The organism is Nocardia noduli, from assembly GCF_019038455.1.
GTDB lineage: Bacteria > Actinomycetota > Actinomycetes > Mycobacteriales > Mycobacteriaceae > Nocardia > Nocardia noduli.
Window position 1 is genome coordinate 1 of record NZ_JAFMPL010000018.1, and the last position, 15,988, is coordinate 15,988.

17 protein-coding genes are annotated in these 15,988 nt (G+C 67.3%); 9 read left to right on the forward strand and 8 right to left on the reverse strand.

Going from position 1 to position 15,988, the window contains the following annotated elements; translation table 11 throughout:
- Nucleotides 1–149: 149 nt before the first annotated feature.
- The gene (locus tag JZ792_RS13295) at nucleotides 150–695 is read left to right on the forward strand and encodes a hypothetical protein (RefSeq protein WP_308165287.1); all 546 of its coding nucleotides are present in this window, start codon (nucleotides 150–152) and stop codon (nucleotides 693–695) included.
- 60 nt (nucleotides 696–755) lie between these two features.
- Here JZ792_RS13295 and JZ792_RS13300 read toward each other — a convergent pair whose 3' ends face one another.
- The 3 genes from JZ792_RS13300 to JZ792_RS13310 all read right to left on the reverse strand — a co-directional run bounded on the left by JZ792_RS13300 (nucleotide 756) and on the right by JZ792_RS13310 (nucleotide 2,857).
- Nucleotides 756–1,214, reverse strand: coding sequence for an SRPBCC family protein (locus tag JZ792_RS13300; RefSeq protein ID WP_216910505.1), 459 nt, complete (start codon nucleotides 1,212–1,214; stop codon nucleotides 756–758).
- A 324-nt stretch (nucleotides 1,215–1,538) separates the two neighbouring features.
- Nucleotides 1,539–1,991: a DUF2255 family protein gene (locus JZ792_RS13305; protein ID WP_216910507.1), complete on the reverse strand. Its 453-nt coding sequence runs from the start codon at nucleotides 1,989–1,991 to the stop codon at nucleotides 1,539–1,541.
- Complete coding sequence (locus tag JZ792_RS13310; RefSeq protein WP_216910508.1) at nucleotides 1,988–2,857, reverse strand: helix-turn-helix domain-containing protein; 870 nt, start codon at nucleotides 2,855–2,857, stop codon at nucleotides 1,988–1,990. Before JZ792_RS13310 ends, JZ792_RS13305 begins: the two co-directional genes overlap by 4 nt.
- A gap of 294 nt (nucleotides 2,858–3,151) precedes the next feature.
- On the opposite strand from JZ792_RS13310, the gene JZ792_RS13315 reads away from it, so the two are divergent.
- Both JZ792_RS13315 and JZ792_RS13320 read left to right on the forward strand, forming a co-directional pair.
- On the forward strand, nucleotides 3,152–4,078 hold the full coding sequence (locus tag JZ792_RS13315) for an alpha/beta hydrolase (protein WP_216910511.1): 927 nt from the start codon (nucleotides 3,152–3,154) through the stop codon (nucleotides 4,076–4,078).
- A 541-nt stretch (nucleotides 4,079–4,619) separates the two neighbouring features.
- Nucleotides 4,620–7,424 (forward strand): helix-turn-helix transcriptional regulator, encoded by a 2,805-nt coding sequence (locus JZ792_RS13320; RefSeq protein WP_216910512.1) that lies wholly within the window; start codon nucleotides 4,620–4,622, stop codon nucleotides 7,422–7,424.
- Nucleotides 7,425–7,428: 4 nt separating this feature from the next.
- On the opposite strand, the gene JZ792_RS13325 is transcribed toward JZ792_RS13320, so the two are convergent.
- Nucleotides 7,429–8,223, reverse strand: a complete 795-nt coding sequence (locus tag JZ792_RS13325; RefSeq protein WP_308165288.1) for an alpha/beta hydrolase — start codon at nucleotides 8,221–8,223, stop codon at nucleotides 7,429–7,431.
- Nucleotides 8,220–9,272, reverse strand: a complete 1,053-nt coding sequence (locus JZ792_RS13330) for an alpha/beta fold hydrolase (protein ID WP_216910514.1) — start codon at nucleotides 9,270–9,272, stop codon at nucleotides 8,220–8,222. The genes JZ792_RS13325 and JZ792_RS13330 overlap by 4 nt, the downstream gene beginning before the upstream one ends.
- Before the next feature lie 213 nt (nucleotides 9,273–9,485).
- On the opposite strand from JZ792_RS13330, the gene JZ792_RS42655 reads away from it, so the two are divergent.
- Together JZ792_RS42655 and JZ792_RS13335 are read left to right on the forward strand one after the other, a co-directional pair.
- Nucleotides 9,486–9,611, forward strand: coding sequence for a hypothetical protein (locus tag JZ792_RS42655; RefSeq protein WP_256461418.1), 126 nt, complete (start codon nucleotides 9,486–9,488; stop codon nucleotides 9,609–9,611).
- Between the two features lie 134 nt (nucleotides 9,612–9,745).
- Complete coding sequence (locus JZ792_RS13335; protein ID WP_216910516.1) at nucleotides 9,746–10,744, forward strand: phosphatase PAP2 family protein; 999 nt, start codon at nucleotides 9,746–9,748, stop codon at nucleotides 10,742–10,744.
- A 7-nt stretch (nucleotides 10,745–10,751) separates the two neighbouring features.
- On the opposite strand, the gene JZ792_RS13340 is transcribed toward JZ792_RS13335, so the two are convergent.
- Entirely contained in the window at nucleotides 10,752–11,318 is a 567-nt protein-coding gene (locus tag JZ792_RS13340) for a TetR family transcriptional regulator (protein WP_216910518.1), read from the reverse strand.
- An 82-nt stretch (nucleotides 11,319–11,400) separates the two neighbouring features.
- Between JZ792_RS13340 and JZ792_RS13345 the strand changes: the two genes are divergently transcribed.
- Nucleotides 11,401–11,877, forward strand: a complete 477-nt coding sequence (locus JZ792_RS13345; RefSeq protein WP_216910520.1) for a DUF4334 domain-containing protein — start codon at nucleotides 11,401–11,403, stop codon at nucleotides 11,875–11,877.
- The gene (locus JZ792_RS13350; protein WP_216910522.1) at nucleotides 11,871–12,959 is read left to right on the forward strand and encodes an NAD(P)-dependent alcohol dehydrogenase; all 1,089 of its coding nucleotides are present in this window, start codon (nucleotides 11,871–11,873) and stop codon (nucleotides 12,957–12,959) included. The genes JZ792_RS13345 and JZ792_RS13350 overlap by 7 nt, the downstream gene beginning before the upstream one ends.
- 6 nt (nucleotides 12,960–12,965) lie before the next feature.
- On the opposite strand, the gene JZ792_RS13355 is transcribed toward JZ792_RS13350, so the two are convergent.
- Nucleotides 12,966–13,424 (reverse strand): hypothetical protein, encoded by a 459-nt coding sequence (locus JZ792_RS13355; RefSeq protein ID WP_216910524.1) that lies wholly within the window; start codon nucleotides 13,422–13,424, stop codon nucleotides 12,966–12,968.
- 78 nt (nucleotides 13,425–13,502) lie between these two features.
- Nucleotides 13,503–14,978 (reverse strand): MFS transporter, encoded by a 1,476-nt coding sequence (locus JZ792_RS13360; RefSeq protein WP_216910526.1) that lies wholly within the window; start codon nucleotides 14,976–14,978, stop codon nucleotides 13,503–13,505.
- 121 nt (nucleotides 14,979–15,099) lie between these two features.
- Here JZ792_RS13360 and JZ792_RS13365 point away from each other — a divergent pair, with 121 nt between their 5' ends.
- Both JZ792_RS13365 and JZ792_RS13370 read left to right on the forward strand, forming a co-directional pair.
- Nucleotides 15,100–15,642 (forward strand): MarR family winged helix-turn-helix transcriptional regulator, encoded by a 543-nt coding sequence (locus JZ792_RS13365; RefSeq protein WP_308165289.1) that lies wholly within the window; start codon nucleotides 15,100–15,102, stop codon nucleotides 15,640–15,642.
- Nucleotides 15,639–15,986: a rhodanese-like domain-containing protein gene (locus JZ792_RS13370; RefSeq protein WP_216910528.1), complete on the forward strand. Its 348-nt coding sequence runs from the start codon at nucleotides 15,639–15,641 to the stop codon at nucleotides 15,984–15,986. Before JZ792_RS13365 ends, JZ792_RS13370 begins: the two co-directional genes overlap by 4 nt.
- Nucleotides 15,987–15,988: the final 2 nt, after the last annotated feature.

Here is a 15,988-nt window from a genome sequence, read left to right on the forward strand (position 1 = left end):
GGGCTGTACTTGGCGCCGGTAGTGGATCGCGCATAGGCGGGCATAGCGCCTGCGAACAACTGGTCGACAATTTCGCCCTGTCTATGAACGGAGACCTCATGACTTCTCGAACCTTGGATCCCCCGATCGGAGGCCTACAACCTGTGCCCGTGGCCGTCGGTGAAGGAATTCGCCCGGAGCGGGATGCGGTGCGGTATCGCCTGGATGTGGTGGCGTTCGATGTCATCGATGTGGTCGCGTTCGCCGGAGGGTGGCTGTTCGATCGCGGGGCGGCCGGATGGGATATCGCCGCTCTCGTGGCCAATCCGGGGGATTCGCGCCCACTTCGTATTCTGGGGGCGGAAATGGTGGATCTCGAGCGGGTGTTGGCCTCCGGCGGTGAGGGGCGTCGTCCGGACGCGCTGGCGATCGCCGCAGATGTGATCGAACGCGATTCGCGGGCGCACGACGGTTTGATCAGGGCGTTGGGGGACAGCGGAATCGAGGTGGTGGTGTGGGGGGAGAGTTGGATGTCGCCACCGGAGCATCGGGTGGAGCGGGTGGTTCATCGGTTGAGTATCGCCGCCCAGGCATTCAAGGCTCACGCGTTCGCGGCCGCGGGTCATCGGGATATGGCGGTCGAGCCGACGGAAATATTCCGGACAGATGTGTCGGCCTTCCGGCCTTTCGGTGTCGACTTGACGCCGGTCGCTTGAAACACAAAGGCATAGTGAGGGCCGAGTAATTCAGTTCTGGAGGCCCGTCGGCCGGGTGTTTCAGGCCCGGTCGGTTCCGTTGGTGCGGGCCTCGACGGCGTCGACGGTCTTGTGGAATGCGTTTCGCAGGATGCCCTGACCGACGGTGCCGACCACGGCTCCGACCGCACGGCCCTTGAGGTTCTTGCCCTCGCGCACCACCGTGACATCGATATCGGTCTTGCCGTCGGGGCGGGGTGTGAAGGTGTAGGTGTGGCCCGAGTGGCCACCCCACAGATTGGAATCGGTGGTCGTCATGACGACGCGGCGGGGGTCGGACCAGTCGTAGTGCAGGCGTTCCCAGATACCGCGTGATCCCTCCGTGACGTCGGCTTCGGTGGGGCCGCGGTGGTGCACCTCGAGGTATTGGCCGGCGCTGTTCCCGAACAGTTTCTCGCGGTCGGGTCCGAAGTCGGTGAGCGCCGCGAGGAATTCTTCGGGTGTCGCGGTCGTGGTCTCGGTGAAGTGGAGAGTGGGCATGGGTTCTCCCTCCGATACGAACATGAATGGTCGTGGTCGAGACAAACCGATGGCGGCGTGCGCGCCTGGTGGTGCATGCCGGAGAATATGCACATCGCTACGGTGAATCGCGGGCCACATTCCGATCCAACAGAGTTTAGAGCCTACGGCGCGGAACGAGAACCCGATTCAGGTCTCCGATATGGAACGTCAACGCCATCAAGTTGCACGCCGACCATCGTCACATGCACCCGCTGACACTGGGTGAAATCCCCAGCTTCCCAGTCTCATTACCTTGTATCGAGACCGCGATCGACGGCCGCCTTGTCGATGGTAACTCCCAGCTCAGGATGTCTCGAAGTCTCGTCTCGGAACAGCGTCTGCCGGTCGCGGCGCAGATCCTGCGGCGAGATCACGAGTCAAGCTGGGTGGAGGGTCTGGCGAAGGCGCGGGATCGATCCGGAGTGTGGCGGCGCGGGCTTGCGGGCTGTCGAGGATATCGGCGAGTTGCCCGTACTTGCTGCGGAATGCGACGTCGAGGCCGGGTGGGGTCTCTGCGTCGGTGGTGAGTAAAACGACTCGGTGGACAGTGCCCGCCACTCGGATCATTCCCCAGCCTGAGTCCTGTGCCGCGCGATACCAGTGAGAGTCGACGCCCCGGTAGGCGCGAACCCACAGTTCGCCGTCGATGAGGACCATGCCGACTTCGACGCCGGGCCCGTCATTTTCGCCGGCGTTCAGGATCAGAGTAGGGGTATCGGAGAGCAGCGTTTGGTCGGTGGGAGGCCATGCGGTCATCGGGTCGAGTCCTTGGCGGTGTCGGCCTGTTGGGCGGACCAGGTTGTGAGAATGTTCAGAGCGTCGTGGGAGGGGCTGTCGGGTTCGGCGGTCAGAATCATCAGGCGTTGGCCGGAGCTGTCGGGGCTGGCCCAGGTGTCGCAGTCGAGAGTGAGGTCGCCGACCAGGCGGTGGTGGAATTGCTTGGTTCCGTAGCTGGCGTTGTTGACGCGGTGTTCGGTCCACCACGTACTGAAGTCGGGGTCGTTGATGGTGAGTTCGCCGACAAGACTGGCAAGGTGCGGGTCGGCGGGGTCGGCGGCGGCTTGCATGCGCAGGGCGGCCACGGCGTCGCGGGCATCGTGTTCCCAGTTTCGGTGTAGCTGACGGATGACCTGATCGGTGAAGAGCAGGTGGACGTAGTTGCGGTGTTGTGGGGCAAGTCGCGAGAAGTCGGTGTATAGGGCCGTAGCGGCGAGGTTCCAGGCCAGAATGTCGAGGTGCTTGCCCAGGACCAGCGCTGGGGTGTGTGTGAGTTGGTCGAGCAGGCGCCGCATGGCGGGGCGTACCGGCTCGCTGGATCGGCGGGGTCGTGTCCGGGTGTCGCCTCGACCCGCTAGTTCGTACATGTAGCGCCGCTGATCGTCGTCCAGGCGGAGGGCACGGGCCAGGGTGGCCAGGACTGTAGCGGAGGCCCGGACGCGGCCCTGCTCGAGTCGGGTGTAGTAGTCCACGCTGATCGCGGCGAGTTGGGCGACCTCCTCACGGCGCAGACCTGCCACCCGGCGCGCGGATGCGGTCTCGGGCAGTCCGCAGTCCGGCGGTGTGAGTTGAGCCCGTCGGGCCTTGAGGAAGGCACCGAGGTGGGAATGCGAAAGCGGGGACATGCCTCCAGTGTCACCGCGTTGGCATGCCGACGGTACCGAGGAAGGTGGCCATGTTTATGCCCAGGCAGGGATCTGCCCATTTCGCTGACGCCGCGCCGGGGTGAGGCTGGATCCAGTCATCCAGACAAGGCGTGCAGAAATCGGCTTCGAGACTGCTCAACGAGTTGACCGTCACTTGACGCTATGCCCGATCTGTCTGCCCCGTGCACTGTCGATCTACGGGATGAGCCACACCACAAACGGCCCCCCATGCCGTATTCGATGACAGTGACAGATGTGAGGAAAGAGATTTTCATGACCAGAACAACGGTGTCCTTCGACAGTGCGGGTATCGAGATCGCCGCCCACCTCTACGTTCCCGACCAAGCCGGATCGGACCCATCGCCTGCACTGGTGGTCGGGCACCCGGGTACCGGCGTCAAAGAGCAGGCGTCGGGAACCTACGCGCAGTTGATGGCCGAGCGTGGCTTCGTCGCTCTCGCTTTCGACGCCGCCTACCAGGGAGAATCCGGTGGAGTTCCCCGTGGTCTGGAGGACCCGGCCCAGCGGGTGGAGGATTTCAAGGCAGCAGTGTCGTACCTGAGCACGCGCGCGGAGGTCGACGCGAACCGGATCGGTCTGTTGGGTGTGTGTGCGTCGGGTGGCTACTCGTTGGCCGCGACCGCCGGCGATCACCGAGTCAAGGCGGTGGGTACCGTGTGCACGGCAGAGCCTGCACGCCAGTTCCGGTTCGGTGCCGACGGCACCCAGAACCCGGCCGTGTTCCAGAACCTGCTCGCCGCCGCCGCCCGAGCCCGGACGACCGCTGCCCTCGGGCAAGATCCCGGCACGATGACCATGTTCCCGCAGACCGCCGAACAGGCCGGAGAGTTGGGCGGGCAGCACGGGATCGAGGGCTTCGAGTACTACTGCACTTCACGGGGTGAGCATGAGCGGTCAGCCAAGTTCCTGACCTGGGACAGCATCGACAAGATGGCGTCCAGCGACGTGTTCTACGCGATCCCGCTGATCGGGCCGCGTCCGATCCTGCAGATCATCGGAGAACGCGCCGTCACCGCCTGGATGGGTATCGAGGCCCACAAGCGCGCTACCGGCCCCTCGGAGATCCATTGGATCGGGGGCGCCAGCCACGTCGACCTCTACGACAAGCTGGAGTACATCGTCCCGGCGGTAGACAAGCTCGCCCAGTTCTTCACCACCGCCCTCACCACCATCTGGTGATCGGTCACTGCAGGTGAGGTCGAAACGCATCCGCCCGATCCTGCGGTAACCCACTCCCGGTCAGCGGTTACACGCCCAGGTCCTCACCCAGCCTCGGCGTGCAACGCAATACCGAGACCGCTCCGACCCCGGTTCGGCGGCGCTGACGTTTGCATCAACCAATGGTGGCCTTCGTCCGAACGGTCCGGATCAGTCGACGCGATCATCTCGGCCACACACGGAGCCCTGTAGCCGCTGTGATGGCGTGGGGCGAGATGCGCCGACGGATCCTGTTCTTCATGTTCGTTTCCTTTTCTCAGGTTTACGGGCGAGCCTCGACCGGCGCGGTCGTGTGGGCTGTTTCGCCTCGACGGGTCCGGCCACCCATGGAAAATCGCTGTCAGCAGTGGTCCGGCGAATCTGCCGGATGAGGGGTGGGCTCACGTATCTTCTTGCGGCCCTGGAGCGTGTGCCGCCGCGTTGCGAGCGATCGAACGGCCGAGGTGACCTTGCCGCACCATGGCGTCAACAGACTGGAACCGACCGATTAGTCTGGCCGAAGATGCGAGAGGAGCGGCCCAGTATGGAGTCATGTGCTGCGGCGATCGTTGGCCGTGAGGAGGAGCAGGCGCAGCTCCAGTCGTTCGTGAGCGCTGATAGCGGGCAGGCGCTGATCCTGCGTGGCGAGACCGGGGTTGGCAAGAGCGCGCTGCTGGCCCACGTCGCCGAGCTCGCCGGGCGTGCCGGGCACACCGTCACTCGGGTCACTGGAGTGGAAGCCGAATCCGACCTCCCCTACGCGGGTCTGCATCAGGTGCTGTACCCGCTGCTCACCCACACGGACGACCTGGATGGCGGCACCAGAACTGTGTTCGACGCCGTCTTCGGGCATAGAGCAGGCGATCCGCCCTCGGTCATGACGTTGGGTATCGCCGTACTGAATTTGCTGGCCGTGGCGGCACAAGAGCGGCGACTGCTGCTGATCCTCGATGACGGACAGTGGCTCGACGCCGCCAGCGTGGAGGTGTGCGGTTTCGTCGGACGCAGGCTGAGCGCGGGCACAGTGAAGATGTTGATCGCGCTACGTGCCGACATCGCGTCGCGGTTCGACACGGCCGCCCTGCCGGAGATCCCGATCCCGCCGCTCACGGAGGACGCCGCGTCCCGCCTGCTCGACCAACATCATCCGGGGCTGCACGCGCGGACCCGCCTTCTCACCCTGGAGCACGCCCGTGGCAACGCGCTGGCCTTGCTGGAACTGCCCTCCTACATCGCAGGTGGCGCCGCCGCGCATGACGACAGCATCGGCGAGCAGGCCGTGCCGCTGCCGAAACGTCTCCAGCAGTTGTACAGCGGGCGCATCGCTGCGCTCGCTGAGCCGGTGCGCGCCGAACTGCTCATGGGCGCACTCGACGGTGTCGGTGCGCGCGCCGGGACCGCAGCGGGACCGGCCACCTATTACCGTATGCGCGACGCCGAAGAGGCCGTGATCGCAGGCCTGCTCGAGATCGACCCTGTCAGTGGCGAGTTCGCGTTTCGCCACCCGCTGGTGCGTTCGGCGCTCGTGCAACTGGCCACGCCGAATCAGCGGCGAACCGCGCACGCCGCGCTGGCACAGGTTCACCGCGACGATGTCCAGCGCCGCGCCCGGCATCTGGCGGCCGCAACCGTCGACCCGGACGAGCAAGTCGCCGCAGCGCTCGAGGCAGCAGCCGAATCAGCCACTCGACGCGGCGGCGCGGTGGCGGCGGTGGCGTGGCTGACCCGCGCCGCTCAGCTCAGCGAGACGCACGAAGCCCGCTCCCGCCGCCTCGGCGACGCCGCGTTCGTCGCCGGACATGCCGCCCGCCTGGGGCAGGCGCAGCAAATCGTGCAGTCCGACCCGGGCCCGGGCGGCCACGAGACCCCGGCGGCGGTGCTGGCCTCAGCGTATTCAGCACTCTATGAAGACGGTGACGTACGTACCTCGCACCGGCGGGTATCGGATGCGATTGAGCAGTGGGGCGTGGCCGCGAGGAACGAACCGACCGAGGTGCTGGTCCGGTTGATGAATTTGCTGCTGGCAATCAGCCAGTACGCGGGCGACGCTGAACTCTGGGGCCGCACCCGCCGGTTGCTGGACCAGATGGGCGATCTCGTGTCCGCCCGGTCCCGCATCTACCGCGATACGTGGAGCGATGTGGTGCGCCACGGCGCGGGCGCGGGCGCTCTCGTGGAAGCGGCCGCAGCACGGCTCACCGAGCTCGAGCCATGGGACGTCACCCGGCTGGCAGTCTCGGCATATCACCTCGACATCGCCGGCGAGTATCGCCCGTATCTGCAACGCATTGTCGACCGCGAACTCGAGACCGGTGCGGTCGCCAGCGGGATCGTGATGCTGCAACTGATCACCCTCGACCAAACGGTCTCAGGAGAATGGGATGCGGCCGAGCGCACCGGTCTGCGCTCACTCGAACGAGCAACCGAACTCGGACACGAATTATTCGCGCAGCAGAGCCGTGGTTATCTGGCGCAACTGGCCGCATTGCGCGGGCGTTTGGGCGAGGCACGCGAGCTACAAGCTGTCGTCGACTCCTGGGCGAGGCCCCGCGGCCTGGGTTTCCTCACCCAGGCCGCAGACGCCGCCGGAACGACCGCCGCGCTCGCTGCGGGCGATTTCGAAGCGGCGTATCTGCACGCCATTGGCATCACACCACCGGGCGAGTTCGTCCCGTATGCGTACCAGGCCTCGCGCAGCCTGCTGGATTTGGTCGAGGCTGCCGTGCATACCGGGCGCGTCGACGAGGCCCGCGCGCACGCCGACGCCGCTCTGGCAGCGGGGCTTCCCGCAGTCTCACCCCGATTAGCGATCGTCACCTTCGGTGCCTCTGCTATGGCCGCCGACGACGACGAACTGGCCGCAGAGATGGCGGGTCGCGCCGAGAGCCACCCCGCTGCAACGCGTTTCCCGTTCGAACTGGCGCGCATCCGGCTCTCACACGGGTTGCGGCTGCGGCACGGCAACAGCCGGACTGCGGCCAGGCAGTACCTGTTGGCGGCGGCAGAGACATTCGACCGGCTGGGGGCGCCCGCATGGTCCGAACGCGCGCGGGCAGAACTTCGTCCGTTGGGCGTGGTGGTACCCGGTTCCCTGCCGGAATCTGCCACGTTGACCTGGCAGGAGCGTCGGATCGCTGATTTGGCGGCGGCAGGCATGACCAACAAGGAGATCGGCAGACAATTGCATCTGTCGCCACGTACCGTCAGTTCACACCTCTATCGGATATTCCCGAAACTGGGTATCACCACTCGCGCTGCGCTGCGTGACGCGCTCAGTCGTTCCTCCGACCTGTCCGAGCAACCCGCCGTGGCCGAACCACAACCTTGAGCTCCTACGCGGCGCGGATACCCTGGTCGGCCAGCCAGGCGAGGGTGTGGACGGCGATTGCCCGCCAGCCGCTGTCGATCACCAGCGAGTGACCGCGGTCGGCGAACTGGGCGAGATCGGTCACCGCCACCGAATCCCCGTACCGCTTATACATCGCACGAGTCTCCGCGTCGGGAGCCATCCGATCTTCTTGCCCGGAGATGAGCAGCAGCGGGCCGCGACCCGAATTGTGGGTATCGACGTGAGATCCGGTCCGCGCAGGATCTTCTTCGAGGTCGCGCAGCAGTCGCCGCGGTGCAGGAACGACGAGCCGAGTGAAAAGGTCGGTTGCCTCCGCTGCTGTGACGGTGTTGGCGAAATCACGCCCGAACTCGCGTCGCGACAGCGGTAGTAGCCCGTCGGACGGGGGCCCGGAGCTCCGCCGCACAATCTCCGCCCACGCCGGAATTGGGTGGTGGCCGGTCGGCAGGGGTGCCAGCGCCACCGCCGCTCGGCCGAGGTTCGCCGCGAGCAGACGTTGGGCGATCAGGCCGCCCACCGAATGGCCGATCAATACCGGTGGCGTATCGAAGGATCGCGCGATGCGGGAATAGTGGGCGGTGAGGGCGACCAGCCCGATACCGCGCAATCGGTCGGGTTCGGCCTGAACCACGGCGACAGAGTTGGGCTCGCCCGGCCACCGGGGTGCGCTGACCGCGAACCCACGGTTCGTCAGTTCCCGGGCCCACGCCCGCCAGGACGAGGCGTGCAGCCATGCGCCGTGCAGAAGCATCACCGGTGTGCGCTGCACGGCAGTCACAGGTGATCGGCGTCGATGACCGCTCGGGCGAACGGCTGCGGCGCTTCCTGGGGGACGTTGTGCCCGATTCCGTCGAGTACGCGGTGTTCGTATCGGCCGGTGAACTTGCCCCGGTAGGCCGCGCCGTTCTTGGCTGCGCCGTCGAAGTCGCTGGCCAGGGTGATGGTGGGCGCGGCGATGGCCGGAGCGGTCGCGAGTCGCTGTTCGTAGCCGTCGTATTGCGGCTCGCCCGGCGCCAGGCCGAGGCGCCAGCGGTAGTTGTGGACGACGATGTCGACGTGGTCGGGATTGTCGAAAGTGGCCGCGCTTCGTTCGTAGGTGGCATCGTCGAAATGCCATTGTGGTGAGGCGGTCTGCCAGATGAGTTTGTTGAAGTCGTGGCGGTTTCGGTCGTAGCCGAGGCGTCCGCGCTCGGTGGCGAAGTAGTACTGATACCACCATCCGAGTTCGGCCTGTGGTGGCAGTGGTTGCTGATTGGCGGTGAGCGAGGTGACCAGATATCCGCTCACCGAGACCAGTGCTTTGCAGCGTTGCGGCCACAGCGCGGCGACGATGTCGGCGGTCCGTGAGCCCCAGTCGAACCCGCCGAGGATCGCGGTGTCGATGCGTAGTGCGTCCATCAGGTCGACGACGTCGCGTGCGATCGCGGTCTGCTGGGCATTGCGGACCGTCTGTGCGGACAGGAATGTGGTGGGGCCGTAGCCACGCAGGTACGGCACGATCACCCGGTAGCCCGCCGCCCCGAGCAGTGGCCCGACATCGGCGTAGCTGTAGGGATCGTAGGGCCAGCCGTGTAGCAGCAGCACCGGGGTGCCGGTGATGGGACCGTACTCGATGTAGGCGGTGTTGAGCAGTCCCGCTTCGACATGTTTCACCGGGCCGAGGGTGATGTTGGCTCCCGAGCCGACGCGCAGCGCCGCGCCGGGAGTGGGGGCGGCAACTGGTGCAGCGGATTCGTCGGTCGAACAGGCGCCGAGCGCGCTCGCGGCGACTCCGGCTGCGCCCACCGCGATGGCTCCGCCGAACAGTCGTCGTCTGTTGATGGTCATCGAAACTCCCTGGGGATCGTCTGGTGACCGCATCCGGTCACCAGGTCGACGCTAGGTAGAGCGCACACGGCACCGCGTCCGTCGGATGACGTAATCAGTGACTGTGACGAAAAGCGCGATGACTGCACGTCACCGCGTGCGCATTTGGTCGGTGCTCGGCCGTCGACGGTGGTCGCGCGTAGGCGCGTGTCCAGGTGTCATCGGACTGCCGCGATGACCGCTTTGTCGATTACGCGCCTGGCCGGGCGAGCCGCCGCCGACCAGCACTCGACGATGACCATCGTCATCGAAGGCCCGCGCACCGGACCGACGGCGGTTTCGGTCGGCGTTTTGTCCTGAATGGGTGATTCGGCCGATGAGGGCAGGGAAACCGGTGGTAGCGCGCACTTTCCCCACCCTGATTCCCCACGCGAGAATCTCGGAGCGCAACGCTCGGAACGCAAGATGGTGAATCGGCGTGGAACACTGGGTGAATGACGGGGTTGTCCACCGAATTCACTCGGACAGCGGTATCCGAGGAAGACTATCCGCACGGGACGCGGCGCGTGGTGCGCGTCGCGGTCCGGTACGCCTACCTGATCGCGCTCGTCGCGGCGGTTCTCACCGGCCTCATTCCGGGCGGTCGGTTGACCGAGGTGGCGTGGATCCTGACCGGAATCATCGCGTTCAGCATCGATCGGCCGTGGCGGGATCATCTGCGGGTCGTGGTGGACTGGCTGCCGCTGGTGGCGGTGCTGCTGGTGTACGACTTCACCCGCGACCTGGCCGACACCGTCGGGATGCCGTTGCGCATGCACGAACTGGTGACGGTGGAGCGTTGGTTCTTCGACGGCGCGTTGCCCACGGTGTGGCTGCAACAGCATCTCGCCGAGGACGGCCAGCCCTGGTGGACGCCGATCATCGGCATCGTCTACACCACCCATTTCATCGTCCCGTGGGCGGTGGCGGCGATCTTCTACCTGTATTCGCGGCCGATGTGGGCGCGGTACATGCGCCGCATCCTTGTGCTGTCCTATCTCGCCCTGGTCACCTACATTCTCGTGCCCGCCGCCCCGCCGTGGTACGCGAGCCGCGAGGGGGCGATCGACGAGGAGGTTCAGCGGATCTCGGGTTTCGGGCTGGGCATGGTGTCGCCGGACGTGAGTGCGAAATGGCTCGAGGAGCAGGGCAATTACGTCGCGGCCCTGCCGTCGCTGCATACCGCCTTCGCCGTGCTCGTGACCGTGACGCTCTGGCCGCTGGTGCGCAGGTGGTGGCTGCGAGTCCCGTTGGCGCTCTTCCCGTTCGCTATGGCGTTCACCCTGGTCTACGGCGGTGAGCACTATGTCATCGACGTGCTGCTCGGCTACCTGTACGTCGGGATCACCATCGTGGTGGTGAGGATGTGGGAGCGGTACCGGGCCGGTCGCGCCCCGGTGGGGGAGGACGACGGCGCGGTGGTGGAGGAGAGCCGCGTCGGGGCCGACGCCTGACCCGTTCTCACCCCTGGTCGGGTGTCACCAGCCGCCGCGCCGCGAGCACCAGGGCGGCGCGGCGTTCGGCGATATTGTGTTTGCCGTCGTCCCTCGTGGCGTGCGCGGAGGCGGTGCGGGCCAGGTCGGTGAGCATGACGATCAGGGTGATCGGCTGGAAATCGGTCGTCACCAGACCTTCGCGCTGGCCGCGTTCGACCTCGGTGATCTTGGCGGCGATCACGCGCCGGACGACCTGTTCGGCTTCGGGGATGTGGAGTCGTTCGACATCGGCCCAGGCCTGTAGCCGGGCGTTGTCCGGATATCGGAGGTAGTGGTCGTACAGCCGACCGACGTAACCGGGTAGGTCGGCGGCGTTCAACGCGGTCTCGGCGGTGGTGTGGTCGGCCCACTGCTCGGTGACCGCGGTGTAGAGCGCGTCCTTGCTCGCGAAATAGGCGTAGAGCCGGTCCTTGCTGGCCTTGGCCGCCGCGGCGATGCGATTGATCCGCGCGCCCGCGACACCGTACTGCGCGAATTCGGCTTTGGCGGCGACGAGAATCCGTTCCCTGGTGGCATGACCGGCGGCGCGCATTGCGGCATCCTATCTTGCCGAACCATTTGGTTCGCGGTTAAGGTTTACGAACCGGATGGTTCTGAAACGGAAGGTGTCGCCGATGGCTGTATCTGTGGAGTCCTGGAGGGAACTGGCTGCCCGGGAATCGGGGGTGGCCACCGCGGACCTGGACGCGCTGTGGGCGCAACTGCCGACCGTGCGGGCCGAAGAGATACTCGGACGGTGGCGCGGCGCGGCCTTCGCCACGGGACACCCGCTGTGCCGGGCCCTGCCCGCCAGCCGCTGGTACGGCAAGAATTTCCATTCGCTGCCCCGCGCGGAACCGTTGATCTGCCGGGCCGAGGACGGATCGCTGTTCTCCAATGTCGAACTCGGCGGCGGCGAGGCGAGTCTGTGGAATATCGAATTCCGCGGTGAGGTCACCGCGACGATGGTCTACGACGGACGTCCGGTCTTCGACCATTTCAAACGTCTGGACGAGTCGACCCTGATGGGCATCATGAACGGACGCCCCGATCTGGTGCTCGCCGAGGGCGAATACTTCTACTTCCTGCTCGAGCGGGACGGCGAGTGCTGACCACCGCGCTGCTGTCACGTGACCCCGCCGCGCCGTTCAGCCTCGAGGACGTCGAGGTCGACTCCCCGCGCGAGGACGAGATCCTGGTCCGGGTCGAGGCCGTCGGCATCTGCCACACCGATCTCGTCACCCGCGCGGCGGGCGGACCGGATCGACCGGTCCTGCTCGGGCACGAGGGCGCGGGCGTCGTGGAGGCGGTCGGCGCGGAGGTCGGCGGGGTGCGTGCGGGCGACCGGGTCGTCCTGAGTTTCCGCTCCTGCGGTGAGTGCGCGAGCTGTCGCGGCGGGCGCCTCGCCTATTGCCGACATTCGTTGGCCCTGAACCAGTTCGGCGCCAGGTCCGACAAGTCGCCGAGGGTCACGGTCGGCGGTGCGCGGGTGCGCGACGGATTCTTCGGCCAGTCCAGTTTCGCGGGCTACGCCTTGAGCACCCGGGACAATACGGTGGTCGTCGACGCCGCCACCGATCCGGTTCTCGCCGCGCCGCTGGGCTGCGGATTCCAGACCGGCGCGGGTGCGGTGCTCAATGTCCTGTGTCCCGAACCCGAAGCGGCCCTCGTCGTCTACGGCGCCGGTGCCGTGGGTATGGCCGGTGTGCTGGCGGCGCGCGCGGCGGGTGTCGAGCAGATCATCGTGGTCGAACCGAACGGACCGCGTCGTGAACTCGCGCTCACCCTCGGTGCCGTCACCGCGATCGATCCGGCCGGTGGCGAGACGACCGCGGCGATCCGCGACCTGACCCGGGGCGGCGCGACCCACGTGCTCGACACCACCGGATCGGCGACCGTGCTCGCCGAGGCCGCCGCGGCGCTCGCGGTCGGCGGGACGGTCGTCGCCGTGGGCTTGGGCGCAGGCGTGCCCGCCATCGATATTCGCGATATCGTCCTCGGCGGCAAAACCGTGCGCGGTTGCCTCGAAGGTGACGCCGACCCGCATACCTTCATCCCGCGTCTGCTGGAACTACACGCGGCGGGCCGATTCCCGATCGAGCGACTGGTGGCCGGATATCCGCACGCCGATATCGAGGCCGCGCTGGCGGATCAGCGCGCGGGCCATGTCGTCAAGCCGGTGCTGACCTGGTGACTCGGCCTATCGGCTGAGGGCCGGGTCGATCACCAGCTGGAATCCGGGGGTGTCGATCCGGATCGGCGCCAGTGCGGTCGCGGACAGCGCGGGATCGTCCACGGCGCCGAATACGCAGTGGCCGTTGGGATTCAGCACCGTTGTCGTGCCGTCGACCGGAGACGGCAGCGTCACCCGCGCCGCACCTCGGATCTCGAGGCCGATGTTCGCGGGCACCGGCACCAGGGCGTGCACCCACGGTGCGAGGTAGGGGTGGGCGACGACGACGGTGGTGTCGGGTGTGTGCCGCACGTCGAGATCGGGCACCTGGATAGGGGAGGCGCCGGGGGTGAGATTGTCGGACGGGTCGTCGCCCGATCCGTTCGCGACCTGCGCGTAATCCGGTGTCAACGTGTCGGCTCCGGCGATCCCCGCGCTCCACAGGCAGGCGGCGACCGCGGCGGACACGGCGAAAGCGATCCTCATACCGCGATTGTCGTCACCGGCGATCGAGGGGAACAAGGTTTGCGCTCGTGGTGATCGGTTCCCGGCGACCCTCGCCGGTCAGGCGACGCCGTGCGAGTCCATACCCGGTTCCGGAGTCTCGGGCACGGCCGGGGGCGCGTCCGTGCGGAAGTGTCGCGAGAACGACGCGGCGGTCGCCACCGCCGAGGCCACGGCACAGAGGATCATCGCCCACCGCAACGATGCCGACGAGGCCGTGCCGCCGAAGGCGAGCAGCACGCCGGTGCACAGTGCGATGCATACGGTCGCCGAAAGGCGTTGCGTCAGTTGCAGGAACGACGCGGCGACGCCGTGCAGTGACGAGGGGGAGAAGGCCAGGGTCACGACCCGCAGTGGCGGTTCCACGACGCCGCTGGAGAGTCCGAAGGCGATTTGGATCGCGGCGAGGACGAAGAACAGCGTCCAACCGTCCGAGAACGCGGTCGCTCCCGCGCTCGCCGCCAGACAGCCGGTGTGCACGACGAGACCGTAGGTGACCAGCGGCGGACCGTGCGTCGCGAAGAGTCGCTGCCCCCAGCCCGACGCGACGATGCGCGCGACGGCCGAGGGGATGAGCGCCAGCGCGATGGCGAGCGCGGGAATCTCGCACACCTGCATGAAATAGATGGTCTTGACGGTGTGGAAGGCCAGGCTGGACCCGAACCACAGCAGCGCCACCACATTGCCGGTCACGTAGCCGCGTGACCGCATCAGCGCCGGTGCGAACAACGGCAGGCGTCCGGTGCGAGCGTAGTGCCGTTCCCAGCACGCGAGTCCGACCGCCGACCCGCAGCCGAGGACGCAGACGGCGGCGATGGCGGCACCCGGGAGGCCGGGATCGATGATCGGCACCGTCACGAGGACGACGAGGAGTCCCAGCGCGGCGATACCGGGCAGGTCGAGATCGGTCGCGCGACGTGCTCGGGGAACGCGCGGCAGTCCCCGGACGCCGAGCACGATCGTCGCGACGGTGAAGGGGATCGGTAGCAGAAGCACTACGCGCCAGGCGAATTCGGCGGGCAGCAGCCACAGTGCGACACCGGCGAGTACCGGGCCCGCGATCGCCGCGGCCGCGCCCGCGGCGGAATACCGGGCCAGGGCGCGCAACCGGTCGGGGCCGGTGAAGACATCCTGGATGACCCCGAGTACCTGCGCGCTGATGACGCCCGCGCCGAAACCCTGGACGAGCCGTCCGAGGATCACCGACCAGGTGCCGACCGCTCCCGCCGACGCGACGCATCCGACCAGGAAGAAGCCCAGCCCCGCGAGGAACAGCCCGCGCCGCCCGTAGGCGTCGCCGAGCCGTCCGGCGGGCGCGAGTCCGAGCCCGAACGTCAAGGAGAACGCGGAAAGGAACCACAGCGTCGCGGAATCGCCGAGGCCGAGTGCCGACTGGACCGACGGCGCGGTGAAAGCGATGACGGCGCCGTCGAGCAAGGTCGCGAACCCCGCCCCGAGGCAGCACCACAGGGTGGACCGCCGGTCGTACACGACCGGCGCGACCGGTCCCGTCGCGCGCGCTAGGCCGAATGCCACGGGCCCACAACGCCGTTCGCGGCAGAATTCATGGGAGGATTCTGCGCGGCAAGGTCGGCGCGCACCAGATTTGCGCTCGCGATGATCGCTCTCCGGTTTCAGTTAGACTGAAACTGGAGAGGTGGTGAATGTCGTGTCCGGTGACCGGGGTGCAGTCCCACCGCTGAGTCCCGCGTTCCTACTGATCATGCTGGGGAGTCGGTTGCGCGGCGGTGTCGAAGCCCGATTGGCGGCCGAGGGCATCGCGATCCGCCATCTCTCCGCGCTGGGGCATCTCTCCCGGGATCCCGGCCTGTCCTACAGCGAGTTGGCACGCCGTGCGTCGGTGACCCCGCAGAGCATGCAGGCGACGCTGTCGAAACTCGAGGAATCGGGAGCGGTCGAGAAGGTGACCGGCGGCGGCCGCGGTCGCACCGCGAAGCTGGCGGTGACCGACGAGGGGCGACGGCTGCTCGACGTCGGGAAACAGGCGTACGCCGAACTCGACGCTCTCCTGTCGGAGGCGATGGACCCGAGCGCGCTGCGCGAGATGCTGCCCGGCCTCTTTCGCGCCGTACAGGCGGCCGGTGACCGGCCCGGTCCGGGGCGATCGCGTGAATCCGCCGGGCCGCACAGACATTCGCGAACGAGTAAGAACGACCGACCACGTGAGGACCGACCATGAGTATCCGCCACTACCTCCATCGCGCCCCCGCCGTTTCGGCGGCCGAGGCGATCGACGCCGTCCGGGCGGGCGCGCTGATCGTGGACGTGCGCCGCCGGTTCGAATGGAACCGCACCCACATCCCCGGTGCGATCCACCTTCCGCTGGAACAGCTGACAGCGGGATGCGAGGAACTACCCGAGGACCGACTCCTGATCACCTTCTGCACCGGAGGCCTGCGGTCCTACGGCGCCGCCAACCTGCTCATCGATTACGGCTTCGACGCCAAGAACATGTCCGGTGGATTGATCGACTGGCGCGCCGCCGGCGGAGCACTGGAGGTGGGACCGCGCGGCGAACGCTGATC

What these genes read in the sequence shown, in the direction of transcription:
- JZ792_RS13300 (WP_216910505.1), bottom strand. Translation starts at nt 1,214, where the DNA reads ATGCCCACTCTCCACTTCACCGAGACCACGACCGCGACACCCGAAGAA.
- JZ792_RS13305 (WP_216910507.1), bottom strand. Translation starts at nt 1,991, where the DNA reads ATGACCGCATGGCCTCCCACCGACCAAACGCTGCTCTCCGATACCCCT.
- JZ792_RS13310 (WP_216910508.1), bottom strand. Translation starts at nt 2,857, where the DNA reads ATGTCCCCGCTTTCGCATTCCCACCTCGGTGCCTTCCTCAAGGCCCGA.
- JZ792_RS13315 (WP_216910511.1), top strand. Translation starts at nt 3,152, where the DNA reads ATGACCAGAACAACGGTGTCCTTCGACAGTGCGGGTATCGAGATCGCC.
- JZ792_RS13320 (WP_216910512.1), top strand. Translation starts at nt 4,620, where the DNA reads ATGCGAGAGGAGCGGCCCAGTATGGAGTCATGTGCTGCGGCGATCGTT.
- JZ792_RS13330 (WP_216910514.1), bottom strand. Translation starts at nt 9,272, where the DNA reads ATGACCATCAACAGACGACGACTGTTCGGCGGAGCCATCGCGGTGGGC.
- JZ792_RS42655 (WP_256461418.1), top strand. Translation starts at nt 9,486, where the DNA reads ATGACCGCTTTGTCGATTACGCGCCTGGCCGGGCGAGCCGCCGCCGAC.
- JZ792_RS13335 (WP_216910516.1), top strand. Translation starts at nt 9,746, where the DNA reads ATGACGGGGTTGTCCACCGAATTCACTCGGACAGCGGTATCCGAGGAA.
- JZ792_RS13340 (WP_216910518.1), bottom strand. Translation starts at nt 11,318, where the DNA reads ATGCGCGCCGCCGGTCATGCCACCAGGGAACGGATTCTCGTCGCCGCC.
- JZ792_RS13345 (WP_216910520.1), top strand. Translation starts at nt 11,401, where the DNA reads ATGGCTGTATCTGTGGAGTCCTGGAGGGAACTGGCTGCCCGGGAATCG.
- JZ792_RS13355 (WP_216910524.1), bottom strand. Translation starts at nt 13,424, where the DNA reads ATGAGGATCGCTTTCGCCGTGTCCGCCGCGGTCGCCGCCTGCCTGTGG.
- JZ792_RS13370 (WP_216910528.1), top strand. Translation starts at nt 15,639, where the DNA reads ATGAGTATCCGCCACTACCTCCATCGCGCCCCCGCCGTTTCGGCGGCC.